General features: G+C 69.0%; 25 protein-coding genes and 1 tRNA gene. 14 read left to right on the forward strand and 12 right to left on the reverse strand.

What is annotated here, in order from left to right; all coding sequences use genetic code 11:
* Positions 1-14: 14 nt before the first annotated feature.
* The gene (locus tag ACIQLK_RS06905; RefSeq protein ID WP_400363672.1) at positions 15-839 is read right to left on the reverse strand and encodes a class I SAM-dependent methyltransferase; all 825 of its coding nucleotides are present in this window, start codon (positions 837-839) and stop codon (positions 15-17) included.
* A 41-nt stretch (positions 840-880) separates the two neighbouring features.
* Here ACIQLK_RS06905 and ACIQLK_RS06910 point away from each other — a divergent pair, with 41 nt between their 5' ends.
* Complete coding sequence (locus ACIQLK_RS06910; RefSeq protein WP_400363673.1) at positions 881-1,630, forward strand: phosphoglyceromutase; 750 nt, start codon at positions 881-883, stop codon at positions 1,628-1,630.
* 80 nt (positions 1,631-1,710) lie between these two features.
* Here ACIQLK_RS06910 and phoU read toward each other — a convergent pair whose 3' ends face one another.
* Complete coding sequence (phoU, locus tag ACIQLK_RS06915; protein WP_400363674.1) at positions 1,711-2,382, reverse strand: phosphate signaling complex protein PhoU; 672 nt, start codon at positions 2,380-2,382, stop codon at positions 1,711-1,713.
* Between the two features lie 178 nt (positions 2,383-2,560).
* Here phoU and ACIQLK_RS06920 point away from each other — a divergent pair, with 178 nt between their 5' ends.
* Together ACIQLK_RS06920 and ACIQLK_RS06925 are read left to right on the forward strand one after the other, a co-directional pair.
* Positions 2,561-3,757 (forward strand): sensor histidine kinase, encoded by a 1,197-nt coding sequence (locus ACIQLK_RS06920; protein WP_400363675.1) that lies wholly within the window; start codon positions 2,561-2,563, stop codon positions 3,755-3,757.
* Positions 3,754-4,437 carry a winged helix-turn-helix domain-containing protein gene (locus ACIQLK_RS06925; RefSeq protein WP_400363677.1) on the forward strand — a complete coding sequence of 228 codons (684 nt, stop codon included), beginning with the start codon at positions 3,754-3,756 and terminating at the stop codon, positions 4,435-4,437. The genes ACIQLK_RS06920 and ACIQLK_RS06925 overlap by 4 nt, the downstream gene beginning before the upstream one ends.
* A 60-nt stretch (positions 4,438-4,497) precedes the next feature.
* On the opposite strand, the gene ACIQLK_RS06930 is transcribed toward ACIQLK_RS06925, so the two are convergent.
* Positions 4,498-4,983 carry a DNA modification methylase gene (locus tag ACIQLK_RS06930; protein WP_400363680.1) on the reverse strand — a complete coding sequence of 162 codons (486 nt, stop codon included), beginning with the start codon at positions 4,981-4,983 and terminating at the stop codon, positions 4,498-4,500.
* Between the two features lie 133 nt (positions 4,984-5,116).
* Between ACIQLK_RS06930 and ACIQLK_RS06935 the strand changes: the two genes are divergently transcribed.
* The 3 genes from ACIQLK_RS06935 to ispD all read left to right on the forward strand — a co-directional run bounded on the left by ACIQLK_RS06935 (position 5,117) and on the right by ispD (position 8,157).
* Complete coding sequence (locus tag ACIQLK_RS06935) at positions 5,117-5,599, forward strand: CarD family transcriptional regulator (RefSeq protein ID WP_065571227.1); 483 nt, start codon at positions 5,117-5,119, stop codon at positions 5,597-5,599.
* A 93-nt stretch (positions 5,600-5,692) separates the two neighbouring features.
* Positions 5,693-6,970 carry an acyltransferase gene (locus ACIQLK_RS06940; RefSeq protein WP_400363681.1) on the forward strand — a complete coding sequence of 426 codons (1,278 nt, stop codon included), beginning with the start codon at positions 5,693-5,695 and terminating at the stop codon, positions 6,968-6,970.
* On the forward strand, positions 6,967-8,157 hold the full coding sequence (gene ispD / locus ACIQLK_RS06945; RefSeq protein ID WP_400363684.1) for a 2-C-methyl-D-erythritol 4-phosphate cytidylyltransferase: 1,191 nt from the start codon (positions 6,967-6,969) through the stop codon (positions 8,155-8,157). The genes ACIQLK_RS06940 and ispD overlap by 4 nt, the downstream gene beginning before the upstream one ends.
* A gap of 7 nt (positions 8,158-8,164) precedes the next feature.
* Here the strand turns inward: ispD and ACIQLK_RS06950 are convergent, their stop codons facing one another.
* Both ACIQLK_RS06950 and ACIQLK_RS06955 read right to left on the reverse strand, forming a co-directional pair.
* Entirely contained in the window at positions 8,165-8,638 is a 474-nt protein-coding gene (locus ACIQLK_RS06950; RefSeq protein WP_400363685.1) for a GNAT family N-acetyltransferase, read from the reverse strand.
* Position 8,639: 1 nt separating this feature from the next.
* Positions 8,640-9,566: an EamA family transporter gene (locus ACIQLK_RS06955; RefSeq protein ID WP_400363686.1), complete on the reverse strand. Its 927-nt coding sequence runs from the start codon at positions 9,564-9,566 to the stop codon at positions 8,640-8,642.
* Positions 9,567-9,624: 58 nt separating this feature from the next.
* Between ACIQLK_RS06955 and cysS the strand changes: the two genes are divergently transcribed.
* The 3 genes from cysS to ACIQLK_RS06970 are packed head-to-tail and all read left to right on the forward strand — an operon-like array spanning position 9,625 to position 12,660.
* Entirely contained in the window at positions 9,625-11,031 is a 1,407-nt protein-coding gene (gene cysS / locus ACIQLK_RS06960) for a cysteine--tRNA ligase (RefSeq protein WP_400363687.1), read from the forward strand.
* Positions 11,024-12,010, forward strand: coding sequence for a 23S rRNA (guanosine(2251)-2'-O)-methyltransferase RlmB (gene rlmB / locus ACIQLK_RS06965; protein ID WP_400363688.1), 987 nt, complete (start codon positions 11,024-11,026; stop codon positions 12,008-12,010). The genes cysS and rlmB overlap by 8 nt, the downstream gene beginning before the upstream one ends.
* Before the next feature lie 11 nt (positions 12,011-12,021).
* A complete protein-coding gene (locus ACIQLK_RS06970) occupies positions 12,022-12,660 on the forward strand; it encodes an NAD(P)-dependent oxidoreductase (RefSeq protein WP_400363689.1) in 639 nt (212 codons plus the stop codon).
* 8 nt (positions 12,661-12,668) lie between these two features.
* Here the strand turns inward: ACIQLK_RS06970 and ACIQLK_RS06975 are convergent, their stop codons facing one another.
* Entirely contained in the window at positions 12,669-13,976 is a 1,308-nt protein-coding gene (locus tag ACIQLK_RS06975; RefSeq protein ID WP_400363690.1) for a DUF4032 domain-containing protein, read from the reverse strand.
* Positions 13,977-14,055: 79 nt separating this feature from the next.
* Complete coding sequence (locus ACIQLK_RS06980; protein ID WP_400363692.1) at positions 14,056-15,159, reverse strand: ABC transporter ATP-binding protein; 1,104 nt, start codon at positions 15,157-15,159, stop codon at positions 14,056-14,058.
* Positions 15,160-15,386: 227 nt separating this feature from the next.
* Between ACIQLK_RS06980 and ACIQLK_RS06985 the strand changes: the two genes are divergently transcribed.
* The 3 genes from ACIQLK_RS06985 (at position 15,387) to ACIQLK_RS06995 (ending at position 17,350) form a co-directional block, all read left to right on the forward strand.
* Positions 15,387-16,322, forward strand: coding sequence for a DsbA family protein (locus ACIQLK_RS06985; RefSeq protein WP_400363694.1), 936 nt, complete (start codon positions 15,387-15,389; stop codon positions 16,320-16,322).
* A 30-nt stretch (positions 16,323-16,352) separates the two neighbouring features.
* A tRNA-Thr gene (locus ACIQLK_RS06990) sits at positions 16,353-16,425 on the forward strand.
* 526 nt (positions 16,426-16,951) lie between these two features.
* Positions 16,952-17,350 (forward strand): hypothetical protein, encoded by a 399-nt coding sequence (locus ACIQLK_RS06995; RefSeq protein WP_400363696.1) that lies wholly within the window; start codon positions 16,952-16,954, stop codon positions 17,348-17,350.
* Between the two features lie 14 nt (positions 17,351-17,364).
* Here ACIQLK_RS06995 and ACIQLK_RS07000 read toward each other — a convergent pair whose 3' ends face one another.
* The 5 genes from ACIQLK_RS07000 to ACIQLK_RS07020 form a co-directional block, all read right to left on the reverse strand.
* Complete coding sequence (locus ACIQLK_RS07000; protein WP_400363697.1) at positions 17,365-17,661, reverse strand: hypothetical protein; 297 nt, start codon at positions 17,659-17,661, stop codon at positions 17,365-17,367.
* A gap of 69 nt (positions 17,662-17,730) precedes the next feature.
* Entirely contained in the window at positions 17,731-19,017 is a 1,287-nt protein-coding gene (locus tag ACIQLK_RS07005; RefSeq protein WP_400363699.1) for a hemolysin family protein, read from the reverse strand.
* A 61-nt stretch (positions 19,018-19,078) separates the two neighbouring features.
* On the reverse strand, positions 19,079-20,110 hold the full coding sequence (locus ACIQLK_RS07010; RefSeq protein ID WP_400363701.1) for a TerC family protein: 1,032 nt from the start codon (positions 20,108-20,110) through the stop codon (positions 19,079-19,081).
* 195 nt (positions 20,111-20,305) lie between these two features.
* The gene (locus tag ACIQLK_RS07015; RefSeq protein ID WP_400363703.1) at positions 20,306-21,208 is read right to left on the reverse strand and encodes a hypothetical protein; all 903 of its coding nucleotides are present in this window, start codon (positions 21,206-21,208) and stop codon (positions 20,306-20,308) included.
* Between the two features lie 39 nt (positions 21,209-21,247).
* Complete coding sequence (locus ACIQLK_RS07020; RefSeq protein WP_400363889.1) at positions 21,248-23,347, reverse strand: S9 family peptidase; 2,100 nt, start codon at positions 23,345-23,347, stop codon at positions 21,248-21,250.
* A 185-nt stretch (positions 23,348-23,532) separates the two neighbouring features.
* Between ACIQLK_RS07020 and ACIQLK_RS07025 the strand changes: the two genes are divergently transcribed.
* Both ACIQLK_RS07025 and ACIQLK_RS07030 read left to right on the forward strand, forming a co-directional pair.
* The gene (locus ACIQLK_RS07025) at positions 23,533-24,783 is read left to right on the forward strand and encodes an anion permease (protein WP_400363891.1); all 1,251 of its coding nucleotides are present in this window, start codon (positions 23,533-23,535) and stop codon (positions 24,781-24,783) included.
* Positions 24,780-25,115 carry a peptidase gene (locus ACIQLK_RS07030; RefSeq protein ID WP_400363705.1) on the forward strand — a complete coding sequence of 112 codons (336 nt, stop codon included), beginning with the start codon at positions 24,780-24,782 and terminating at the stop codon, positions 25,113-25,115. Before ACIQLK_RS07025 ends, ACIQLK_RS07030 begins: the two co-directional genes overlap by 4 nt.
* Positions 25,116-25,148 lie beyond the last annotated feature (33 nt).

The following is a 25,148-nucleotide window of genomic DNA, read 5'->3' on the forward strand; positions in this document are numbered from 1 at the left end:
GTCTCCCCCCGGCGTCATCGCGGCGCGACGGCCTCCCACGGCAGGGTCAGCTCGCCCAGCCGCCATCGCGCGCGCCCGCCGACCGGCCACCCCGTCGCGACGAGCGCGTCGAGGGCTGCACGCCACCGCTGCACGGGGCCGAACGACGAGGCCGCGACGGCCCGCGTCCATTCCCGATCGAGCGCTCCGATCGCGTCGTGCACCCGTTCCCCGGGCACGTTGCGGTGGATGAGCGCCTTCGGCAGGCGCTCTGCGGCGATCGCGGGGGAGTCGAGCCCTTCGAGCCGCAGCGAGATCGTGAGGCTTCGGGGTGCGGCATCCGGTCCCACCTCGATCCAGGTCGAGATGCGTCCGAGCTCGTCGCACGTCCCTTCGACGAGCATGCCGTCGGGGCGCAGGCGCGACGCCATCCGGGTCCACGCCTCGGCGACCTCGTGCTCGTCGTACTGCCGCAGCACGTTGAAGGCGCGGATGACGGCCGGGCGCCGGCCTCCCGGCACCGGCACCTCGAATCCCCCGCGCGCGAACGACACGCGCGCATCCGCGGCGAAGCTCGCCTCGCCGGCGCGCACCTGCGCGAGCTGCTCGCGCGCCCGAGCGACCCGCGCCGGTTCGATCTCGAGCCCGAGCACCTCCACGTCGGGGCGTGCCCGTCTGAGCCTCGCTTCGAGTTCGAAGGCCGTCACGCCGCTGGCCCCGTAGCCGAGGTCGACCACGAGCGGGTCCGCGGTCCGTCGCAGGATCGGATGCCGCGCGATCCAGCGGTCCACCCGGCGCAGCCGATTCGTGTTCGTCGTTCCCCGGGTCACCTGTCCCACGACCGGATCGGAACGCGTCATGCCCCCATGATCGCACCCGCCGCGCCGGTAGGATTGCGAGCATGACAGCCCCCTACACCTTGATCCTCCTCCGGCACGGCCAGAGCGAGTGGAACAAGTCGAATCAGTTCACCGGGTGGGTGGACGTCCGTCTCACCGGCCAGGGCAAGGCCGAAGCCCAGCGCGGCGGCGAGCTGATCAAGGAGTCGGGTCTGCTGCCCGACATCCTCCACACCTCGGTGCTGTCGCGCGCGATCCAGACGGCGAACATCGCCCTCGACGCCGCGGACCGCCTCTGGATCCCGGTCAAGCGCTCGTGGCGTCTCAACGAGCGTCACTACGGCGCCCTCCAGGGCAAGGACAAGGCTCAGACGCTCGACGAGTTCGGCGAGGAGCAGTTCATGCTGTGGCGCCGCTCGTTCGACGTCCCGCCGCCGGACATCTCCGACAGCGACCCGTACACGCAGGTCGGCGACGTCCGCTACACCGACATCGATGGTGAAGTGCCTCGCACCGAGTCACTCAAGATCGTCATCGACCGTCTGCTCCCGTACTGGGAGAGCGAGATCGTCCCCGATCTGAAGACCGGCAAGACCGTCATGGTCACCGCTCACGGCAACTCGCTCCGCGCGCTCGTGAAGCACCTCGACGGCATCAGCGACGACGACATCGCCGAGCTGAACATCCCCACCGGCATCCCGCTCGTGTACCGCCTCGACGAGGACCTCCGGCCCCTCGGGCCGGGCGAGTACCTCGACCCCGAGGCCGCAGCCGCAGGCGCCGCCGCGGTCGCCTCGCAGGGCAAGAAGTAGCCCCGCACGCCACTGGGAACACGAAGAGCGGATGCCTCGCGGCATCCGCTCTTCGTCGTCCGGGGCTCGCCCGGGCCGGGTCACACCTCGGCGTCGAGGCTCTCGGTGTCGGCAGACCAGGTGCCCGTCGCCAGGTACGAGACCTTCTTGGCGACCGAGAGGGCGTGGTCGCCGAAGCGCTCGTGGTAGCGGGAGGCGAGCGTCGCGTCGACGGTGGCCGAGGCCTCGCCCTGCCAGTTGTCGCTGAGGACCTTCTCGAACACCGCGAGGTGGAGGGCGTCCAGTTCGTCGTCCAGCTCGTGCAGGCGGCTCACGAGGGACAGGTCCTCTGTGCGGAGGAGGTCGGCGAGGGTGCGCGCCACCTCGGTGTCGATCTCGCCCATCTTCGTGAAGGTGTTCTTCAGGCCCTTCGGCACTGCGCGCTCCGGGAAGCGCATGCGCGTCAGCTGCGCGATGTGCTCGGCGATGTCGCCCATCCGCTCGAGCGATGCGCTCACCCGCAGGGCGGCGACGACGATGCGCAGGTCGCGGGCGACCGGCTGCTGACGGGCGAGGATCTCGATCGCCAGTTCATCGAGCTCGATGGCCTTGTCGTCGATGACCTTGTCGTTGTCGATGACGTCCTCGGCGAGCGCGACGTCGCTCGTCGCGAACGCGCGGGTCGCCCGCTCGATGGCGACGGCGACGAGGTCGGAGATCTCGACGAGACGGGTCTGCACGTCCTCGAGGGACTGGTGGAAAACTTCGCGCATGGAGCACCTTCTCTTCGGGCGGGGCGGGTGAGGGGCGCGACCTGTCGCGCAGAGACCTCGGCGATCCTCCCGCGCTCAGGTTAACGGTCGGTGCCGACATGGTGAACACTCGGCGGTGCGCGGCGCACGGGCCGATTTCCGTCCGATTGCGGGGGTGCGACCACCTTACGCTGGGGTCATGGATTCGACGCAGCTCGAGCTGCTGGCGCTCGTCGTAGGCCTGTTCGTGGGCGCCGGTGCGGTCGGACTCGTGGTCTACGCGATGCAGGAGCGGGCTCGCACCCGGCTCGTCACGTCTCTGGACATGCCGGAGGGGACGGCTTCCGTCCTGCAGGCGATGGATGACGCGGCGGTCGTCGTCGATCCGTCCATGCTCGTGCTCGCGGCATCCGCCACGGCGGAGGTGTTCTCGCTGACCGTGAACGAGACGCTCGACGCGGAGCGCCTGCGCTACCTCGTGCGCAACGCCCGCCAGACGGGCCTCCCGGCCGCTGAGAACATGACCCTCAATCGCGGTGTCGAGCCGCGCGTCGTCGCCGCCCGGGCGAGCGTCATCACCCCGAGGCTCACTCTCATCGTGATCCGCGACATCACCGAGCGCGAGCGCGTCGAGCAGATGCGGCGCGATTTCGTCTCGAACACCTCCCACGAGCTCAAGACGCCGGTGGGCGCGGTCACGCTCCTCGCCGAGGCCATCGAGTCCGCCGCCGACGACCCCGATCAGGTGCGCCACTTCGTGCGACGCCTGAGCGGGGAGGCGACCCGCCTCGGGCAGCTGACCTCTCGCATCATGAACCTGTCGCGCCTGCAGTCGGCCGACGAGATCGCCGAGATGCGCGACGTCGCCGTCGACGAGGTGGTCCGGTCGGCGATCGAGTCGCAGGCGATCGCCGCCGAGTCGGCGGAGATCACCGTCGCCCGAGGAGGCGAGAACGGGCTGTTCGTCCGTGGCGACCCGCAGATCCTCACCGAGGCGGTCAGCAACCTGCTCGCCAACGCCATCGCCTACTCGCCCGCCGGGGCACAGGTGGGGATCGGGGTGCGCGAGGCCGACGGCGCCGTAGAGATCGCCGTCGCGGACCACGGCATCGGCATCCCCGAGGACGACCAGCAGCGCGTCTTCGAGCGGTTCTACCGTGCCGATCAGGCACGATCGCGACGCACGGGCGGGACCGGTCTGGGGCTGGCGATCGTGAAGCACGCCGTGCAGCGTCACGGCGGCTCGGTCGAGCTGTGGTCCCGCCCGGGCCGCGGGTCGACGTTCACGATCCGTCTCCCGCTCGTCGCCGCCGCAGACCGTGCCGAGACGCACATCCGCAAGAAGAAGCCCAAGAAGACCGGCGCGAAGGCGCCCGCCAAAAGGAAGACACCATGACCCGCGTCCTGATCGTCGAAGACGAACCCGACCTGGCCGACCCGCTCGCCTACCTCCTGCGCAGGGAGGGGTTCGAGGTCGAGATCGCCGAAGACGGCGGGATCGCCCTCGACTCGTTCACCTCGCGCGGTGCCGACATCGTGCTGCTCGACCTCATGCTGCCCGGGATGCCGGGGACCGAGGTGTGCCGTGTCATCCGGTCCACCTCGAAGGTGCCCATCATCATGCTGACCGCGAAGGACAGCGAAGTCGACATCGTCGTGGGCCTCGAACTCGGCGCGGACGACTACATCACCAAGCCCTACTCGTCGCGGGAGCTGCTCGCACGCATGCGCGCCGTCCTGCGCCGCAGCGAGAACGACGACCTCGACGTCGACGACCGCATCATCGAAGGCGGACGGGTCACGCTCGACATCGACCGGCACACGGTCTCGGTCGAGGGCAAGGAGATCTCCATGCCGCTCAAGGAGTTCGAGCTGCTCGAGCTCCTCATGCGCAACGCCGGCCGTGTTCTGACCCGTGGCCAGCTCATCGATCGGGTGTGGGGGAGCGACTACTTCGGCGACACGAAGACCCTCGACGTCCACATCAAGCGCATCCGATCGCGCATCGAGAAGAGCCCGAGCGACCCGAGCATGCTGCTCACGGTGCGCGGACTCGGTTACCGCTTCGAGGCCTGACGGCCCTCACGACGAAGGCCCCCACCGTCGCGGTGGGGGCCTTCGTCGTGAGGTGGGGGATCAGCCGGCGGGCGTCGCCGTCGCGGCGGGGGTCGGCACGAACTGCGTGTAGTAGGGCAGGGTGCCGTCCATGATCGGAACGTGGACGCGCACGCCCTCGCCCTCACCGGACTGGAACGAGACGAGCACGTCCGAGCCGGGCTTGCCGACGTTGTCGAAGGTCATGTTCGCCATGTCGACGCCGAGGGTGACGGAGGAGTTCCCCTCGACCTGCACGCTCTGCGGCTGCCCGTCGATCGAGACGTTCAGGGCCAGGGCGTCGTCGGTGGGGTTCACGATCGAGGCGACGAGGTTGCCCAGCGTGCCCTCCTCGTCGGCGATGATGAGGGCGTTGCGCACCTTCAGAGGGCCGGAGTCGGGGATGTTGACGCCGTCGGAGGCGGAGTACTGGATGGTCGTCGCCTGCGGCGCCAGCATGTTGCAGCCGGTGGTGCCCAGGACGACGGCTGCGCCCAGGGCCAGGGACGCGATGAGACGCGATTTCACGGATCCTCCAGATGACACGGACGGCGACCCTCTCATCCTATGCGGTCGCGCGGGTGGCGTCGGGCAGGCGGGCGGCGAACCTTAGCGTATGTCGCCTGTGGTATTCTGGAGGTTGCCGAAAGGACACAACTGCATGCTTTTTGAGGTTGGCGAAACCGTCGTCTATCCGCACCATGGCGCTGCGACCATCATCGAGGTCAAGGATCGCGTCATCAAGGGCGAGACGAAGAAATACCTGAAGCTCAACGTCACCCAGGGTGACCTCATCATCGAGGTCCCTGCGGACAACGTCGATCTCGTGGGCGTCCGCGACGTGATCGGCAAGGACGGGCTCGAGAAGGTCTTCGATGTCCTGCGCGCACCTTTCACCGAGGAGCCGACCAACTGGTCGCGTCGCTACAAGGCGAACCTCGAGAAGCTCGCGTCGGGCGATGTCATCAAGGTCAGCGAGGTCGTCCGTGACCTGTGGCGCCGCGATCAGGACCGCGGTCTGTCCGCGGGCGAGAAGCGGATGCTGGCCAAGGCCCGGCAGATCCTTATCTCCGAGATCGCTCTGGCTCTGAAGGCCGACGAGGAGAAGGCGTCGACCGTCCTCGACGAGGTCCTCGCTTCCTGACACATCGACAGAACGGCCGGCTGAACAGCCGGCCGTTCTTCGTTGTGCGGGCGGATGCCGCGGTCCGGCGACGCGGTACGGCATGATGTGGCCGTGACCACCCGCTCCGCGCCCGCCGCCGTCGATCTCTCGCGCCGCGATCTCACGCTCGACCTCGCGCGGGTGGTGTGCGTCCTGTTCGTGATCGTCGTACACCTCGTTCAGGTGGGGATCGGTCCCGGCCCGGATGGGGGTCTCGTGGCGTCCCGTCCCGCCGAGGGACAGCCCTGGTTCAACGCGGCGACCTGGGTGGGGCAGATCATGCCGCTGTTCTTCGTCGTGGGCGGGTTCGCGTCCGCCACCGGCTGGCGCTCCTGGACCGCCAAGGGCGGAGGCGCCGCCGGGTTCGTGCGCACCCGCACGCTCCGCCTCGCTCAGCCGGCTCTGCCGCTGTTCATCTTCTTCGCGGTGATCCTGGGTGTCGCGGCGGCGGCGGGACTGCCTGAGCAGCTCGTGGGGGACGCCGCCGTCGGCGCGGGATCGCCGCTCTGGTTCCTCGCTGCGTATCTGCTCTGCCAGGCGGCGGTGCCGTTCCTCTCGGCATGCCACGCGCGTCGGCCGGTGCTCACTCTGCTCATCCTCGCAGCCGGGGTCGTCCTGGTCGACGTCGCCCGCTTCGCCTCGGGAATCACGGAGATCGGCCTGCTGAACCTCCTGTTCGTGTGGCCCCTCGTCCAGCAGTTCGGGTTCTGGTACGCCGACGGATGGTTCGATCGGCGGCATCCGCTCTCGCTCGTCGCCATCGCGGCGGCGAGCTATGTCCTCCTCTGGCCGCTCACCGCGCTGGGACCGTATTCGATGAGCATGCTCGGCAACCTCAACCCGCCGACGCTGCCCCTCGTCATCCTCGGCGTCGCGCAGGCATGCCTGCTGCGGCTGCTGAAGCCGGTGCTCGCCCGGCTGATGTCGCTCCGGGTCATGCAGGGTGTCGTCTTCGTGCTCGGCTCGCGGCTCATGACGATCTATCTTTGGCACCTGCCGGTCATGCTCGCCCTCACGGGCGTGAGCCTCCTGATCCCGGGCGCCGCCCCCGTGCCCGCGTCACTCGCGTGGTGGTGGTCGCGTCCGATCCTGTTCGTGCTCGTGCTGGGCGTGCTGCTCGCGCTGTCGCTCGTGCTCGCGAAGTGGGAGGCGCTGGGCACGCTCGGCCGCGCACCGGCCACGGGCATCGTGGCGGTCGCCTGGGTGTGCGCGTTCATGCCGCCCTTCGCTGTCATGGAGTGGTTCCTCGACCTGCCGATCGCGGTGGTCGGCACTCTCCTCCTGGGGCTCGCCGTCCTCCTCCTGCGGCGCAGCCCGGCTCGGGACGGCTCGGTACGCTCGGAGGCATGAGTCTCGTCCCCGTTCCGCGTGTAGCCGTCATCGTCGTCGCCGCCGGCTCGGGCACACGCCTCGGCAGCGGATCCCCGAAAGCGTTCGTCGGGATCGACGCGCACACGATCCTGCGTCACGCGCTCCGGGGTGTGTTCGCCGGCCCTGAGGCGCAAGTGATCGTGGTGGCACCGGCGGACCGGCTCGGTGACGCGCAGACCGAGGTGCTCGAAGCCGCGGGGGAGCGCAGGGACCTCGTCTCGGTCGTCGCCGGCGGCGATACCCGCCAGACGTCGGTCGCCGCGGGTCTGGCGGCGGTCTGGGCCGACGTCGAGACCGTCCTCGTCCACGACGCCGCGCGGGCCCTCACTCCGCCGGAGGTCTTCCGCCGCGTGATCGACGCCGTCGAGAGCGGGTCGGATGCCGTCATCCCGGTCCTCCCCGTCGTCGACACGCTCAAGCGCGTCGAGGCCGACGCGGTCATCGAGCCGGTCGACCGCTCGAGGCTGGCGGCAGCGCAGACCCCGCAGGGGTTCCGGCGCGAGGTCCTCGTCGGGGCGTATCGCGACGCCGCGGCCGACCACACCGACGATGCTGCGCTCCTCCAGGCCGCGGGCACCGTCGTGCGGACGGTTCCTGGCGACGAACGCGCCTTCAAGATCACGACCCCCGCAGATCTCGAGCGCGCGCGGATGCTCGTCGCGCCGATCCCGCCGGTCGTCCCGGTCCCCGCACCGGCGATCCCGCGCGTCGGCGTCGGGACCGACGTGCATGCCTTCGGTGGCGACGACACCCTCTGGCTCGCCGGTCTGGAATGGCCCGGGGAGCCCGGGCTGAAGGGCCACTCCGATGGGGATGCCGTCGCCCACGCGATCGTGGACGCGGTCCTCGCGGCGGCCGGGCTGGGCGACATCGGCACCCACTTCGGAACGGATCAGCCCGAGTACGCCGGCGCTCACGCCGCCGCGTTCCTGGCGCGGACTCGCGCGCTCGCAGGGGAGGCCGGGTGGGTGATCGGCAACGTCAGCGTCCAGGTCCAAGCCAATCGCCCTCGCTTCGCCGCCCGCCGCATCGAAGCCGAGCAGGTGCTGTCGGACGCGCTCGGCGCGCCCGTGACCGTGTCGGCGACGACGACCGACGGGCTCGGGTTCACCGGAACCGGGGACGGTGTGGCGGCGTTCGCGGTCGCGGTCGTCTTCCGGGCCTGAGTCTTCGTCAGAGCGAACGGGTCATGAACGTCGAGGCCGGGTCCGGTAGGTAGTGGCCGAAGGGGTCGCATTCGGTGAACCCCTCACTGGCGTAGAGCGTGCGTGCGGCCAGGAACCCGGCATCCGATCCCGTCTCGAGCCACACCCGCGTGAGTCCTTCCGCCGCCGCGGCCGCGAGGATGTGACGCAGGATCGCGCGGCCCACGCCCGTGCCCAGATGGGCGTCGGGGACGCGCATCGACTTCAGTTCGCCGTCGGTTTCGCTCAACCGCGCCAGTGCGCCGATTCCGGCCAGATCGTCGCCTCGCCAGGCCGACCACACCGTCACGGCCGGGACCTGAAGGGCGGCGACGTCGAGCGCGTGGACGCTTTCGGCGGGGGAGAGCTCGTGCATCCCCGCCAGGTGCCGGCGCACGAGGGCGATGGTCGCCTGGTCGGTCAGATCGTCGACGCGGATCTCGAGGTCGTCGGGTCGGGGCATCTCAGGCCTCCACGGCGAAGGGTCGGGGGTCGCGGGTTCTACGGGAACCCCACGCGAGCGTCACGAGGCCGGCGGCGAGGATCGCGAGCCCGACGAGCGCGAGAGGGGACAGCGTTTCGCCGAGTGCGCTCACGCCCAGGATCGTCGCGGTGAGCGGTTCGGCGAGCGTCAGCGTCGCAGCGGTCGCCGCCGTGAGTCCCTGCAGCCCCCAGGTGAAGAGCGCGTACGCGGCGGCGATGGTCGCGAAGCCGAGCCATGACGCCATGGCGACGCCCGAGGACGAGACGACCCATGACACGTCCACGAACGGGATGACGGCGGCGCAGACCACCGCCGAGCCGACACCCATGGCACCGACGACGGTGAAGGCGTCCCAGCCCGCGTCGAGCAGACGGCGCTGCGCGTTGGCGATGACCGCGAAGCAGGCGCCCGCGCCGACGGCGGCGGCGAGCCCCAGCCCGTTCACGCCGCCCGTACCGGCACCGCCTCCGATTCCGAGCAGGACGACACCGATCGCGGCGAGGGCGGTTGCGGCCATCCACAGCACGGACGGTGCGCGACGGGACAGGACCCACTCGAGGATGCCCGCCAGCACGGGAGCCGACCCCAGCGCGATGACGGTGCTCACCGCGACGCCGTTCGTCTGCGTGCCGAGGAAGAAGAGCGGTTGGTAGAGACTGAGCGCGACGCCGGTGACGGCCATGAGGGCGAACGGTCGCCGCGTGAGAGTCGACCGCGGTCGCTCCGGTGCGCGCCGACGATGCGCTGCGGCCAGAGTGAAGGCCAGAAGCGCCAGGGCGGTGCCTCCGACGACCGAGCGGACGACCCCGACCGACAGCGCCGACGCTTCGTCGGGCCCGAGGGCGCGAGCCGTGCCGGTCGTCCCGAACAGGAGGGCGGCGGCCAGGACGGCGAACACGTGCAGCACCCGTCCTTTCTATCGTCTCGGAGCGGGCGCCGAAGCCGCCCGCCGGTAGCATGGACCGGTGACGGTTCGGCTCTACGACTCCCAGGCTCAGGCACTGCGCGACTTCGCGCCCGCCGACCCCGAGAACGTCACGATGTACGTCTGCGGGCCGACCGTGCAGTCCGGTCCGCACATCGGTCACGTCCGGGCCGCGCTGAGTTTCGACATCCTCCGCCGCTGGTTGGAGCACCGGTTCGGTCGGGTCACCTTCGTGCGCAACGTGACGGACATCGACGACAAGGTCCTCGCCAACGCGACGGAGTCGGAGCCGTGGTGGGCGCTGGCGTACCGCATGGAGCTCGAATTCTCGCGCGCGTATGCCGCGGTCGGCATCCTGCCTCCGACGTACGAGCCGCGCGCGACGGCATCCGTCCCGCAGATGCAGGAGCTGATCGCGCGACTGATCGAGGCGGGGCACGCCTACGCGTCCGCCGGCGACGTCTACTTCGACGTGCGGTCCTGGGCGGAATACGGCGCGTTGACGCGTCAGTCGGTCGACGCCATGGAGTCCGCGACGGACGCCGATCCGCGCGGCAAGCGCGACCCCCGCGATTTCGCGCTGTGGAAGGGTGCCAAGGCGGACGAGCCCGAGGACGCCTCGTGGGACTCGCCCTGGGGCGCCGGCCGCCCGGGCTGGCACATCGAGTGCTCCGCCATGAGTCGGCGCTACCTCGGTCCCGAGTTCGACATCCACGGCGGCGGACTCGATCTGCGCTTTCCGCATCACGAGAACGAGCTGGCTCAGTCGACGGCCGCCGGTGACGGATTCGCTCGGTACTGGGTGCACAACGGTCTCGTCACGGTCGGCGACCAGAAGATGTCGAAGTCGCTCGGCAACTTCCTCCTCGCCGACGAGGTCCTGCGCGACACCGATCCGCTCGTGGTCCGGTACGCGCTCATCTCGGCGCACTACCGCTCGAACCTGGACATCAGCGAGTCCACCTTCGCCGAGGCGGATGCCGCGCTCGGCCGCATCCGCTCGTTCCTGCAGCGGGCGCTCCGCGCCGGTGACCCATCGGTCGGCTGGTCCGCCGGGGCGGATGTGCCGCGCGAGTTCGCAACGGCGCTCGACGACGACCTCAGCGTGCCGCAGGCGCTCGCCGTCCTCCATGAGACGGTGCGCCGGGGCAACGCCGCCCTCGACGCGGGAGATCCCGCTGTCGCCGACGACGCCATCCGTCAGGTGATGGCGATGACGCGTCTCCTCGACATCGACCCCCTGGATGCGAAATGGTCTGCCGCGACGGCGCAGTCCATGGCGACGGCCTTGAACCGCCTCGTCACCACCATGATCGACCAGCGCGCGGAGGCCCGCGCGACCAAGGACTGGGCGGCAGCCGACCGCATCCGCGACGCGATCGCGGCGGCCGGCGTCGTCCTCGAAGACGGTCCCTCCGGGACCCATTGGAGTATGAACAATGGCTAAGTTCGGCAACCCCTCGGCGGGACGCGGCAAGAAAGGCCCCACGAAGGGGTCCGGCGGCAAGAACAAGCGCTCGCTCGAGGGTCGCGGACCGACCCCCAAGGCCGAGGACCGCGCCTGGCACCCCGCCGGCAAGCGCAAGGCCGCCAAGGAGCGCTTCGTCGCGGCCGGCGGCAAGCCGCAGATCCGCCAGACGACCGGCGGTCGCGCACCCAAGGCGAAGTCCGGCGACGACACCGAGACCGTCACCGGCCGCAACAGCGTCCTCGAGGCCCTGCGCGCGAAGATCCCGGCGACGGCGTTCTACATCGCTCAGCGCGTCGAGATGGACGACCGCGTGAAGGAGATGCTCTCGATCGCGACGAACCGCGACATCCCCGTCCTCGAGGTCACGCGGCAGGAGCTCGACCGCATGGCAGGCTTCGACGGCGTTCACCAGGGCGTCGCACTGAAGGTCCCGCCGTACGAGTACGCGCACCCGCAGGATCTGCTCGAGCAGGTCATCGACCGCGGTCAGCTGCCGCTGTTCGTCGCTCTCGACGGCGTCACGGATCCGCGCAACCTCGGGGCGATCATCCGGTCCACCGCTGCCTTCGGCGGTCAGGCGATCATCCTCCCGCAGCGCCGCTCGGCGGGTGTCAACTCCGCCGCCTGGAAGACGAGCGCCGGCGCGGCCGCCCGCATCCCCGTCTCCATCGCCCCGAATCTGACGACGACGCTCAAGGAGTTCAAGAAGCAGGGCGTCTTCATCCTCGGCCTCGACGGCGGCGGCGACGTGTCGCTGCCCGCGCTCGAGCTCGCGGACCGTCCCGTGGTCATCGTCGTGGGCTCCGAAGGCAAGGGGCTGTCTCGCCTCGTGACCGAGACGTGCGACCAGATCGTGTCGATCCCGATCAACGCGGCGACCGAATCCCTGAACGCCGGCATCGCGGCATCCGTCGCGCTCTACCAGGTGTCGACGCTGCGCGCGTCGATGGAGTGAGAGGAATCATCATGACCCGCATCGCTGTCATCGGAGGGACCGGCTACGCCGGCGCCCACATCGTCGCCGAGGGCGTACGTCGGGGCCACACCGTCTTGTCCGTGGCCCGCAAGGTCCCCGCCGACCGCGTCGAGGGCGCGACCTACGTCGAGGGCTCGATCCTCGAGGCTCCCGCACTGGCCGCGGAGATCGACGGCGTCGAGGTCGTCGTGTTCGCCACGTCGCCCCGCGGCGACATGGTCGGCAAGATGCGGGATGCCGTCGCCGACGTCATCGCGGCCCTTCCACTGTCCGTGCGCGTCGGGGTCGTCGGCGGTGCCGGCGGCAGCCTCGTCGCCCCGGGAGGACCCCGGGTCGTCGACAGCGGCTTCCCGGAGGAGATCAAGCCCGAGGCGATGGAGGCCATCGGCATCCTCGAGGACCTCCAGGCCGGCACGAGCGGGCGTGACTGGTTCTACATCCACCCGGCAGGCGGCTTCGGCGCCTGGGCGCCGGGGGAGCGCACCGGCTCCTACCGCACCGGCGGCGACGTCATCGTCACCGACGACGAGGGTGAGTCGTTCATCTCCGGCGCCGACTTCGCGATCGCCGTCCTCGACGAGATCGACTCGCCCGCGCACGTGCGCGAGCGGTTCACCGTCGGGTACTGACGGTCCGGTCAGACGAGGTCGCGCCAGTCGACCTCGTCCTCGTCGTCGTCGCTGACGGGCACGTCGGCGGTGACGACCGGCAGCGCCGTCGTCTCGGTCGGCGGACCCATGACGGTCGCCTCGTCCCGACGGTGACGGAGCACGCCGTCGATGTACGACGACAGGACCTCGGCGATCGGGATCGACCGTCCGCGCGCCTGCGACATGTACCACCGGTGCTCGAGCACCTGGTGGAACACCTCGGCCGGCTCGAGCTTGCTGCGCAGCTCCCACGGGATCGCCTTGACGACGGGCTCGAAGACGCGGGTCAGCCACTCGTGGGCGACCATCTCCTCGTCGCTGCCGAGGCGCGATACGCGGGCGGCGAACTCGTCCATGTCGTTCAGCAGGCGTCGTGCCTGGTTCTCTTCGACGTCGAGACCCGTCAGACGCAGCAGACGACGCTGATGGTGCCCGGCGTCGACGACCTTCGGCTGGATGAGGACCTTCGTTCCGTCGGAGGTCTCGTCGATCGACATCTCGCCGATGTCGAAGCCGAGGCTGTTCAGGCGCTGTACGCGCTCGGTGATGCGCCACGTCTCGTTCGCGGCGAAGGTCTCGGTCTCGGTGAGGGCGCTCCACAGCGACCGGTACGACGACATGATGCCGTCGGCGATCGCGACGGCATCCACCCCGCCCTCCAGGCGCCCGCCGGCTTCGAGGTCCATGATCTCGCCCGCGATGTTGGTACGTGCCACGTCCAGGTCGTGCTCGCGCTGACCGCGCGTGAGACCGCCCTCGTGGAGCTCGCCCGTCTCGGCGTCGACGAGGTAGGCCGCGAACGCCCCGGCATCCCGTCGGAACAGCGTGTTTGACAGCGACACGTCACCCCAGAAGAAGCCGACGTTGTGCAGGCGGACGAGGAGCGCCGCCAGCGCGTCCACGAGGCGAGTGGCGGTGTCGGGTCGCAGGACCTGGGTGAACAGCGCGCGATAGGGCAGCGAGAAGCGCAGGTGCGCGGTGACCAGAGCGGCGGGGAGGGGTTCGCCCTTGCCGGTGCGGCGGCCGTCGATGACGGCCACGCGGCTTACGCAGGGGACGTCGAGCCGAGCCAGCGAGCCGAGCATCTCGTACTCTCGACGCGCCATCTCAGCGGTCGTCTCCTTCACCGCGACGACGCGTCCCGACAGGCTCGCGAACCGCACCAGGTGGCGGGAGAGTCCCTTGGGGAGCGAGACGATCGCGTCGCTTGGCCACTCGCCGAGGGGCGTCGACCAGGGCAGGGCCAGGAGCCCCGCGTCGACGCTGCTGGCGGTGATGCTCAGGGAATGAACCACGCGGGAACCTCTGTCTCACGCACCGCGGCGCGGGAGGTCCGGAGACCTTCCCGCGCCGCGGTCCTGCTGATGATGACGATCAGGCCGAGACGACCGGCTTGTCGTTGAGGCGGTCGCCCGACTCGATGTCGAACGCGTGCACGTGGCCCGGCTTGGCGGCCAGGGTGACCGTCTCGCCCGCGTTCGGGTGGTTGCGGCCGTCGACGCGAGCGACGATGTCGGTGCGCTTGCCGTTGATGTCGACGTGGCCGTACAGGTAGCCGTCGGCGCCGAGCTCCTCCACGAGGTCGACCTGGACCGCGAGGCCCTTGCCGTCCGCGGGGCCGACCTCGATGTCCTCGGGGCGGACACCGACCGTGACCTGGCTGCCGTTCGCGCGGCCGACGGTGTCGCGGTCGAGCGGGACGATCTCGGAGCCGAAGCGGATGCCGCCCTCGGCCAGGTCGGCCGGGAACAGGTTCATGGCGGGCGAACCGATGAAGCCGGCGACGAACACGTTGTTCGGCTTCTCGTACAGGTCGCGCGGCGTGCCGACCTGCTGCAGGAGACCGTCCTTGAGGACCGCGATGCGGTCACCCATCGTGAGGGCCTCGGTCTGGTCGTGGGTGACGTAGACCGTGGTGACGCCGAGGCGACGCTGCAGCGATGCGATCTGCGTACGGGTCTGGACGCGGAGCTTGGCGTCGAGGTTCGACAGCGGCTCGTCCATGAGGAAGACCTGGGGCTGGCGGACGATCGCACGGCCCATGGCGACACGCTGACGCTGACCACCCGAGAGGGCCTTCGGCTTGCGGGTCAGGTACTCCTCGAGGTCGAGGAGCTTGGCTGCCTCGAGAACGCGCGAGGCGCGCTCCTCCTTACCGACACCGGCGATCTTGAGCGCGAAGCCCATGTTCTCGGCGACGGTCATGTGCGGGTAGAGCGCGTAGTTCTGGAACACCATCGCGATGTCGCGGTCCTTCGGCGGCACGTCGGTGACGTCGCGGTCGCCGATGCGGATAGAGCCGGAGTTGACCTCTTCGAGGCCCGCGAGCATGCGGAGCGAGGTGGACTTACCGCAACCGGAAGGGCCGACCAGGACGAGGAACTCGCCGTCGGCGACCTCGAGGTTGAGCTTGTCGACCGCCGGGCGGGTGCCACCGGGGTACAGACGGGTTGCGTTGTCGAACGTGACGGACGCCATGTTTTCTTCTCCTTCACCGGCAGGTACGTGCCGGACGATCCGTTGTGAAGCGAGCGGGGGACACCCCGCACACCCGCCATCGGGTGCGTGTTCAGTATGCCACGGCTGAGGGGAGCAGAGGGATGCCGCCTCGTCAGCCTTTTTCCAGCGCGTCTGACTAACATCGGACCGTGCGCCACACCCGGGCGCCTGGCCCTCTGGCCGCACCACAGATCTTCCGAGGTTTCATGTCCACCGATTCCGGCGACACCCCGTCATCCGCGACCGATCGTCGCGAGGCCGTGCGCGAGAAAGCGCAGCGCGTCCACGTCCGACAGTCGCGTGCGCGTCTCGCGCGTCGCATCTCGCTCGGCGTCCTGGCCACGGGTGCTGTCGCCGCCGTCGCTGCCGTCGTCGTCTGGTCCGTGACCTCCACGATGGGCGGGCGGGATCTGACCCCGGACACCGCGAGTTCCGACGGCTTCGCTGTCAGCGACGTCGCCGGCGTGTCCGGCGACCAGGCCCCGATCGACGACAGTGCGGTCGAGGCCACTCCGGAGTCGGACAAGGCGGAGCCGGCACCGACGGCATCCGCTGCTCCCGTCGACATCCGCGTCTACGTCGACTACCTCTCGCCGGGTGCGCGCGAGTGGCAGCTCGCGAACGTCGACCAGCTCAAGACGTGGGTCGATGAAGGGGCTGCGACCCTCAGCTACCACCCCGTGTCAATGCTCACCGCCAAGTCGAACGGAACCAAGTACTCGTTGCGCGCCGCCGCCGCGGCGGCCTGCGTCGCGACCCACGACGAGGGCGTCTTCTTCGCCTACAACACCGAGTTGCTGAGTCGTCAGCCGGCGATGGACACCGACGGGTTCTCCGATACGGAACTCGCGGACCTCGCCCAGGCCGTCGGCGCCAAGGACCCCGACAAGGTCCGTTCGTGCATCGAGGACAGCGACTACATCGAATGGACGAAGGACGCCACGGAGCGCGCGATCGCCGGCATCCCCGACACCGATGGTCTGCAGCTCACCGGCACTCCGATGATCCTCGTCAACGGCCAGCCGTACATGGGTGCGCTGAAGGATGCCGCGGAGTTCTCGCAGTTCGTGCTCACGAGCGCAAGCGACAAGTTCTACACCGACCAGACCGCCTCGCCGACGCCCACCCCGCCCGCGGAGTGAGCGTCGCGGCCCGGTTAGACTGGGCCATCTGCCGGCTTGGCGCAATTGGTAGCGCACCGTACTTGTAATACGGGGGTTGCAGGTTCAAGTCCTGTAGCCGGCACCGTCAGATGTGCGTCGACCCGTACGTGTCGCCGGCACCGCGATGCGTAGGCATGAAGAAGCCCCCGTTCCCGTACCGGATGCGGGGGCTCTCCTCCGTTCGGAGTTTAGTCGTCCTGCTCGTCGGGCTCCTGCTCGGCGGCCGTGATGTCGTCGTCGCCGACGTCGCCCTCAGCCTGGCTCGGCTTGTCGGGGATGGAATCGCTCATGATGTCTCCTTTCGACGTGCCCATGCAACGCCGGGTCACGGCCCGCTCGGAGGGGGTTGACAGAGACGCTGTTCGGTCGGCTCGAGCGTGTTTTGAGCCACCAGCCCCTCCGTGATCCTCACCAGTCGAGATCGCCTCGATCGTCCGAACGCTGCGGAGTCTCGTGGGGAATCCCCACTCTCGACGAGCCCTTTCCAGTTGCGCCCGGTCAGATCGCGGGCGGAGGTTCGCGTCCAGTGCCGGCACCACTCTCTGCGCATCGATTCGCGTGACGACCGATGTAGTGTGCGCCCTGTGATCTTGACCTACCGAACCGCGTTGACGATCAGCGCCGAGATGGAGAATCAGTCTTCGGGCGACGGCGTCGAAATGGATCCGCGAGGAATCCTCGGCGAACTCGAACGCATCCGGAACGTCATCGATGACGCTCGGCGCGTTATCGAGCCGGCCCAGGAGACCGCCGACGATCAGCCTGATGTCTCACCGTTGCCCGATGACGCGCCGTTCGATGTGCCGCTGATCGAGGATGATCTGTCGTTCGTCCTCGATCGACTGGAAGAAGGAAACGCGGTCACGGTCGAGATCCTGGCGGAGGACGAGCTGCACCCCGACGTGAGGCGGGAACAGGAGGAGAGTCTCGAGCTCGGGCTCTCAGCGGTGGCTGAGGTGGCAAGCCTCGTTGCGCGTGCGGGTGGTTCGAACTCCTCGCTTCGCTGACAGCGCTCGGGAGCTCAGCTCCCACGACGCCGGCGAAGTTCTCGGACGATGAGCCGGGCCATGACCGAGCTGAAGACCGTGAAGAGGACGGCGGTGCCCACGTGCGTCGTGAACCTCATCCAGCGCGGCATCGGAATGTCTTTGCCGCCGCTCGCGGTGACCTCGGACCATCGCCCTATGGACTCGCTGAACTCCTGGACGGCGACGGCAGCGAGGAAGATCGCCGCGAGGGCGGTAAGGAGAATCCAGAGCGAACCCCACACCAGCGCGGAGGTCTTCACTCCCACGCGCTCGCCGTCCTCAGGTTCCATGACGTGACGATAGCTCACGGTGGATCTCATGATCGCGGCCCGCATCTGCTCGAGGCAGGCGCCCCCGCGTCAGCTCGGATCGAGCTCGACACCGTCGCGCGCGGTCACACGCACCTCGGAGATGCGGCGGCGGTCGAGCGCCGTGACCTCGATCGTCGCGCCGTCGACCTCGATCAGGTCACCGACGACCGCGAGGCGGCCGAGGCGCTCCGTGACGAAGCCCGCGATCGTGTCCGACGCGCCGCGCGGGAGGACGATGCCCGTCGCCTCCGAGAAGTCCTGCAGGTTCAGGCGACCGTCGATGATCTCGCGATCCCCGGTGAAGGGGACCGCCGCGTCGTATTCGTCGAAGATCTCGCCGACGACCTCCTCCACGAGGTCCTCGAGGGTGACGATGCCGTCCGTCCCGCCGTATTCGTCGACGACCACCGCGATCTGATGCCCTTCTGCCCGCATCTTCGTGAGGGTGGGAAGGACGCGGGCGGTCGAGGGGAAGTAGGGGATCGGGCGCACGATGCCCGACAGCGGGGCATCCCGTCCCTCGACGACCGCTTCGAAGAGATCGCGGACGTGGACGAAGCCGACGATGTCGTCGATCGACGTGTCGGCGACCGGGTAGCGCGAGAACGGCAGCTCACGCGCCTCGGCGACGGCCTCGCCGATGGTAGCGGTGTCGTCGAGGGCCGTGACCTCGGGACGCGGACGCATGACCTCGCTGAGCTGGCGGCCCCGCAGCGAGAGGACGTCCTCGAGTATGCGACGCTCGTCCTCGGGCAGGCCCTCGTGACTCGCCACGATGTCTCGGACCTCCTCGTCGGTCATCTCCTCACCGGTCTTGTGGGGATCGCCGCCGAGCAGACGCACAAGGGCGTTCGTGGAGACGGACAGCAGCCAGATGACCGGCCGCATGACCTTCGCGAACCCGTCGAGGACGGGCGCGACGGCGTATGCGAACTGAGCGTTCCGCTGGATGGCCAGACGCTTGGGCACGAGTTCGCCGAGCACGAGCGACAGGTAGGCGATCACGAGGGTGAGGATCAGCGTCGCGAGGGTCAGCGCCAGCCCGGGGTCCGCCCCGGCCGACTCGATGAGCGGGGCGACCGAGGGGGCGATAGACGTGGCGCCATAGGCGGCCGAGGCGAAGCCCGCCACGGTCACGCCGATCTGCACAGCCGACAGGAACGTGTTGGGGTTGCGCGCCAGCCCCGCCACCTTGGCACCCCGCTTGCCGCGCGCGGCGATCGCGTTGATCTGGCTTTCGCGAAGCGTGACGAGAGCCATCTCGGTGGCGGCGAACACTCCGCCCACCAGGACGAACAGCACGACGAGCGCGATGTTCAGAGCGAGGTCGTTCATCGGGTGTCCTCGATGCGGTCGGCCTCAGCGGCGGGCTGCCGCGTATGGTCGCTGATCATCGTCAGCTGTGCTCCTTCTTCTGTTCCGGAGTGGTGGTGGGGGTGCCGGTCGCCAGCGCCCTGGCGTCGTCGCGCCGCGTCTTGGCGAGGCTCGCGACGGTGGCCACGATGATCGTGGCGGCGATGAACAGCAGCGAGAACCAGATCGGGATCTCGGGAGCCCACAGCATCGGCTCTCCGCCGTTGATGAACGGCAGCTCATTGACGTGCATGGCGTGCAGGACGAGCTTCACGCCGATGAAAGCGAGGATGACGGCGAGGCCCTGTGCGAGGTAGACGAGGCGCTCCAGCAGGCCGCCGATGAGGAAGTACAGCTGGCGCAGGCCCATGAGGGCGAAGGCGTTGGCGGTGAAGACGATGTACGCCTCGTTCGTGAGGCCGTAGATCGCCGGGATCGAGTCGACCGCGAAGATCAGGTCGACGAAGCCGATCGCGACGATGACGAGCAGCATCGGGGTGACGAAGCGCTTGCCCGCCTTCTTGACCGTCAGCTTGTCGCCGTTGTACTCGTCGCTCACGGGGAGGATACGGCGGACGAACTGCATGAACTTGCCGTTCGCCGGGTCCGACTCGCCGTGCGAGAACGCCTGACGGTAGGCGAGGAACAGCAGGAGGGCGCCGAAGACGTAGAAGATCCAGGAGAAGTTCTCGATGAGGGCGGCGCCGACCGCGATGAATGCGCCGCGCATGATGAGGGCGATCACGATGCCGATCATCAGCACCTTCTGCTGGTACTTCTTCGGGACCGCGAACCCGGTCATGACGATGAGGAACACGAACAGGTTGTCGATCGACAGGGCCTTCTCGGTCAGGTACCCGGCGAAGTACTCGCCCGAGTAGACCCAGCCCCATCCCGGGATGATGCCGATCGCGACACCGAACAGAAGCGCGAGGCCGATGTAGAACGCCGACCACCGAGCCGATTCTCCGATCGACGGTTCGTGCGGCTTGCGGACGTGCGCGAAGAATTCATAGACGAAGAACGCGATCGTGACAGCGATCGTGATGCCCCAGACGAGCGGCGTGATTTCCACAGGAGTCTCCTCAATGGCGTGAACGAATGACGCCAGAGTCTTCTCCATCTCGATGTCTCGAGACCGGTGGTCCGGGATGCGCCTTCACATCCGTAATGACGAACCGACCGTATCGGAGTACTCCCCCTGGGGAGTACCGATTTTATGGGATGCCGGACGCGAAAACTGACAATTGCCTCGACGGGACCGGTCGTGCTAGCGCCCCGCGGGCTCCTTGATGTCGTCGCTCGCATACGGCGCGGGCGCCGGAGCGTGGGCATAAGGGATGAACCAGCTCGCGAAGTCCAGGGGAGGAGTCGCGGTCGCGGCATCCCGTTTCGACGTCGCGTCCTGCTCGGCGAACAGCGAGTCGACGTCGAGATCCTGGAACAGCACCGTGTCGAGGTGCTCCCGCCACCCCCCGGGCAGGTCGCCGCCCAGCCGGTCGGCGTTGCGCTGCGCCTCATCGAGGACCAGCTTCAGCGCCAGCTCGTGCGCGACGGTCGGCGGGTACACGGGCGACGCGCTGAGGCGGGAGGTGACTTCGATCGTGGCCGCGAGGAACTTCTGCGCGAACCCGCGGTCGTAATGCGTCGCGTACTGCGGCGGGAGTTGCGAGATGACGTGGGTGTTCCGCCACGCGGAGTGGTCGCCCGAGGCATCCGCCAGATGCAGGACGTCGTCGAACAGGCAGTCCACGACCATGACCGAGGCGTTCCAGACGAGGCCTTTGATGATGGTGCGCTGCCGCAGCTCGGATGCCGAGGCGTCACCCGTCGCGCCGCCGAACAGTTCGTCCAGCGCCCAGTCGATCCCCGCAAGTCGCGCACCGGCGCGAGCCACCCGGGCGGTGTCGGAGGAGCCTTCCGGCACCGCGCCGGACGTCCCCTCCCATTCCGAATCGACGATGGTCGTGCTGGTCGATTCGATACGGACGAGGCGCTCCGCCCCCGGGGTGACCGCGACGTCGAAAAGCGACAGAAGGGCGTCTTCGGCATCCATCGTCGATGCCGACATGCGAGACGCATCGTCGATGCCGGCGAGGAGGTCGTCGGGATGCGCGCAGACCAGGTCGAGATCGATGCGGACCGACGCGCGGTAGCGAGGATCAGAGGCCATGGCGGCATCGTACCCAGCGGCGTGACGAGATCGCGACGGTCACTCGCTGTCGGCGAGTCCCAGCACGTCCAGCAGCCACGCGAGCTCGAACGCGCGCTCCCGCCAGGAGTTGTACCGGCCGCTGACCCCGCCGTGACCGGCGACCATCTCGCACTTCAGGAGAGCGTCGGCGCCGACCTCGCGCAGTCGCGCCACCCACTTCGCCGGCTCGACGTAGAGGACGCGGGTGTCGTTCAGGGAGGTCACGGCGAGGATCCGCGGATACGAGACGCCTTCCTGCACGTTCTCGTACGGCGAGTACGACTTCATGTAGGCGTACACGTCCGCGTTGTGCAGCGGGTCGCCCCATTCGTCCCATTCGATGACGGTGAGCGGCAGCGACGGGTCGAGGATCGTGGTCAGCGCATCGACGAACGGCACGCCGGCGAGGATGCCCGTGAACAGGCCGGGGGCGAGGTTCGCGACCGCGCCCATCAGGAGCCCACCGGCGGATCCGCCCTCGGCGACGAGACGGTCGGGCGAGGTGTACCCCTCCGCGACGAGGTGGCGGCCGACGGCGACGAAGTCGGTGAAGGTGTTGCGCTTGTGGAGGAGCTTGCCCTCCTCGTACCACTGCCGGCCCATCTCGCCGCCGCCGCGCACGTGCGCGATGGCGAAGATGACGCCGCGGTCGAGGAGTGACAGGCGCGCCACGGAGAAGCCCGGCTCGATCGAGTGCTCGTAGGAGCCGTAGCCGTAGAGGTGGATGGGGCGCGGCGAGGCGCCCGGCTCTCCGAACGAGCGCTTCCACACGAGCGAGACGGGGATCCGCGTGCCGTCGTCGGCGACAGCCCACACCCGTTCCTGTCCGTAGTCGGCAGCGTCGTAGCCGCCGAGCACCGGCTGGCTCTTGCGATGCAGGAGCTCACCGGTCGCGACCTCGTAGTCGAAGACCGTTCCCGGGGTCACGAACGAGGCGTAGCCGAGGCGGATGACGGGAGGGGCCCACTCGGACGATCCGCTCGCGCCGACCGCGTACAGCGGCTCTTCGAAGGCGATCTCGCGGACCTCGTCGGTCGCGTAGTCGAGGATCCCGACACGGGCGAGCCCCTCGCGTCGATATTCGACGACCGCCCAGTCCCGATACGCCGACGCGTCCAGGAGGCGACGTCCGGGCAGGTGCGGCAGGACGACGTGGCGCGCACCGGTCGGATCGGATGCCGCGACCCGCACGAGTTCGAAGTCGAGCGCGCCGTCGTTGTGAAGGATGTACAGGACGTCCTCGCCGTCCACGACCGCGTGCGTGAGGGAGTACTCGACGCCCTCGCGGCGGGGCCAGACGGAGCGGGGCTCCGCGGTCAGGTCCTCGGCCGGGACCAGGAACTCCTCGGAGGTGATGGAGGATCCGACGCCGATCACGAGGAAGCGGTCGCTGCGCGTGAATCCCGCGCCGACCCAGTAGCGCTCGTCGGGCTCGGTGAAGAGGATGCGATCGGAGGCGGCATCCGTCCCCACCTCGTGCAGCCAGACGGTGTCGGGACGCCACGCGTCATCGACCGTCGTGTAGACGACGTGGCGACCGTCGGGGGAGAACACTGCGCCGGAGGAGGTGTTCTCCACGACGTCGGGCAGGTCCTCGCCGCTGGCGAGGTCGCGGATGCGGAGCGTGTAGCGCTCGTCGCCGGCGATGTCGACGCCGTACAGCAGGCGGGTGCCGTCGTTCGAGACGTCGAGACTCCCGAGCGAGAAGAAGTCGTGACCGTCGGCCTCGACGTTGCCGTCGAGCAGGACCTCCTCGCCGGGGACGTCCCTGTCCGGCGAGAGCACCGGCGGAGTCCAGTCGTCGAGGTCGGCGATCGGGGCGCGGCAGTTGATGCCGTACTGCTTGCCTTCGAGGGTGCGCCCGTAGTACCACCAGTGACCGCGGCGCGACGGGACCGAGAGGTCCGTCTCCAGCGTGCGTCCCTTGATCTCGTCGAAGATCCGGTTCCGGAGACCCTCGAGGTGTGCCGTGCGCTGGTCGGTGTAGGCGTTCTCGGCCTCGAGGTGGCCGACGACATCGGCATCCTCCTTCGCCCGCAGCCATTCGTACGGATCCGACACGGCGTCGCCGTGGTGGGTCCGGGTGAAGGGGCGGCGGTCGGCGACGGGCGGTGTCACGGCTTCGGAGGTCACCCGACCACGCTAACCGACCCTCGCGGGCGCGCGCGGGTTATGCCATGGCGCAACGTGTGCGAGGATTTCTCAGGCCCGACTGAACACTCGCTGACGTCTGGGTGAACTTTTCGTTCGCACTGCCGATCGCCGCGGCGCCCGTTCCCCCGATTCCCGACGGAAAGCGAACTGTGGAGACCGCAGCACTCATCGTCGTCCTAGTCATCGCACTGGCACTGTTCTTCGACTTCACCAACGGCTTCCACGACACCGCCAACGCGATGGCCACACCCATCGCGACGGGTGCCCTGAAGCCGAAGGTCGCCGTCCTGCTGGCGGCCGTCCTCAACCTGGTCGGCGCGTTCCTGTCGACGGAGGTCGCCAAGACCATCTCGGGCGGCATGATCCGCGAGGATCAGCTCTCCCAGTCGATCTTCCCGGCCATCATCTTCGCCGGCCTCATCGGCGCCATCACCTGGAACATGCTGACATGGCTGCTGGGGCTGCCCTCGAGCTCGTCGCACGCCCTGTTCGGCGGCCTGATCGGCGCGACGATCGTCGGCGCGTCCATCAGCGCCATCGATACCGGGGTCGTGCTCTCGAAAGTCGTCCTCCCGGCCCTCATCGCGCCGCTGACCGCCGGGATCATCGCCTTCGTGGCGACCAAGATCGCCTACGTCGTGACCCGTCGATATGACAACAAGCCCGACGGGCGCGACGGCTTCCGCTGGGGGCAGATCTTCACGTCCTCGCTGGTCGCGCTGGCGCACGGCACGAACGACGCGCAGAAGACGATGGGTGTGATCACCCTCGCCCTCATCACGGTCGGCTGGCAGACCCAGTCCGACCCGCAGCTCTGGGTGATCTTCGCCTGTGCTTTCACGATCGCCCTCGGCACCTACATGGGCGGCTGGCGCATCATCCGCACCCTCGGCAAGGGACTCACCGACGTGAAGCCCGCGCAGGGGTTCTCTGCGGAGGCATCCACCGCCTCGACGATCCTCGCCTCGAGCGCCCTCGGGTTCGCGCTCTCGACGACGCAGGTCGCCTCGGGGTCGGTCATCGGGTCGGGACTCGGCCGCCGCGGTGCGACCGTGCGGTGGGGCACCGTCGGGCGCATCACCGTCGGCTGGGTGCTGACCCTCCCGGCCGCCGGAATCGTCGGCGCACTCGCGGCGTTCCTCATCGTCGGTTTCGAGCACCTGTTCGGCCAGGGCGTCGGTGAGCTCATCGGGGTCATCATCGGCGCGGTCATCGCGGTCGCGATCGTTCTGGCTATCTTCCTCCGCTCCCGTCGCAACGAGATCACCGCGGCGAACGCCATGAGCGAGGTCGCCGACTCCGGCGCCGCGGTCGACCTGACCGAGGAGCCGCCGCCCACACGCCGTCAGCAGCGCGTCGCACAGGCCGCGGCCGCATCCGACGAGGAGGGCGCCCGATGAGCGTCAGCATCGACTGGCTCGCTTTCGTCCAGGTCTTCGTCGCCGCGATCCTCGCCGCATCGGTCGTCGTGTTCTTCTACGCCGCCGGCCTTCGTCTGCTCGTCCGCGCCGGGCGGGTGCCCGTCGTCATTCCGGCGACATTCACGGACGCCCTGACAGTCATGACGCCGAAGGAGCAGAAGCGAGCCGCCAAGGCCGCGAAGAAGGCCGCGAAGAAGAACCCGCTCAGCCCCGCGCAGAAGCGCTTCGCCCTCGTGAGCGCGTACGCCTCGTTCACCGTCTGCGGGCTCGTCGTCCTCGGCGGACTGCTCCTCATTCTCTTCAACCACTGATCGCCGCCGTCGGACACCGTCAATAGGCTGACG

It is taken from the genome of Microbacterium sp. NPDC091382, from assembly GCF_044757025.1.
Lineage (GTDB): Bacteria > Actinomycetota > Actinomycetes > Actinomycetales > Microbacteriaceae > Microbacterium.

What these genes read in the sequence shown, in the direction of transcription:
- ispD (WP_400363684.1), top strand. Translation starts at nt 6,967, where the DNA reads ATGAGTCTCGTCCCCGTTCCGCGTGTAGCCGTCATCGTCGTCGCCGCC.
- ACIQLK_RS07015 (WP_400363703.1), bottom strand. Translation starts at nt 21,208, where the DNA reads ATGGCCTCTGATCCTCGCTACCGCGCGTCGGTCCGCATCGATCTCGAC.
- phoU (WP_400363674.1), bottom strand. Translation starts at nt 2,382, where the DNA reads ATGCGCGAAGTTTTCCACCAGTCCCTCGAGGACGTGCAGACCCGTCTC.
- ACIQLK_RS06950 (WP_400363685.1), bottom strand. Translation starts at nt 8,638, where the DNA reads ATGCCCCGACCCGACGACCTCGAGATCCGCGTCGACGATCTGACCGAC.
- ACIQLK_RS06935 (WP_065571227.1), top strand. Translation starts at nt 5,117, where the DNA reads ATGCTTTTTGAGGTTGGCGAAACCGTCGTCTATCCGCACCATGGCGCT.
- ACIQLK_RS06980 (WP_400363692.1), bottom strand. Translation starts at nt 15,159, where the DNA reads ATGGCGTCCGTCACGTTCGACAACGCAACCCGTCTGTACCCCGGTGGC.
- ACIQLK_RS06905 (WP_400363672.1), bottom strand. Translation starts at nt 839, where the DNA reads ATGACGCGTTCCGATCCGGTCGTGGGACAGGTGACCCGGGGAACGACG.
- ACIQLK_RS06985 (WP_400363694.1), top strand. Translation starts at nt 15,387, where the DNA reads ATGTCCACCGATTCCGGCGACACCCCGTCATCCGCGACCGATCGTCGC.
- ACIQLK_RS07000 (WP_400363697.1), bottom strand. Translation starts at nt 17,661, where the DNA reads ATGGAACCTGAGGACGGCGAGCGCGTGGGAGTGAAGACCTCCGCGCTG.
- ACIQLK_RS07030 (WP_400363705.1), top strand. Translation starts at nt 24,780, where the DNA reads ATGAGCGTCAGCATCGACTGGCTCGCTTTCGTCCAGGTCTTCGTCGCC.
- ACIQLK_RS06925 (WP_400363677.1), top strand. Translation starts at nt 3,754, where the DNA reads ATGACCCGCGTCCTGATCGTCGAAGACGAACCCGACCTGGCCGACCCG.
- ACIQLK_RS07005 (WP_400363699.1), bottom strand. Translation starts at nt 19,017, where the DNA reads ATGAACGACCTCGCTCTGAACATCGCGCTCGTCGTGCTGTTCGTCCTG.
- ACIQLK_RS06910 (WP_400363673.1), top strand. Translation starts at nt 881, where the DNA reads ATGACAGCCCCCTACACCTTGATCCTCCTCCGGCACGGCCAGAGCGAG.
- rlmB (WP_400363688.1), top strand. Translation starts at nt 11,024, where the DNA reads ATGGCTAAGTTCGGCAACCCCTCGGCGGGACGCGGCAAGAAAGGCCCC.
- ACIQLK_RS06970 (WP_400363689.1), top strand. Translation starts at nt 12,022, where the DNA reads ATGACCCGCATCGCTGTCATCGGAGGGACCGGCTACGCCGGCGCCCAC.
- ACIQLK_RS06920 (WP_400363675.1), top strand. Translation starts at nt 2,561, where the DNA reads ATGGATTCGACGCAGCTCGAGCTGCTGGCGCTCGTCGTAGGCCTGTTC.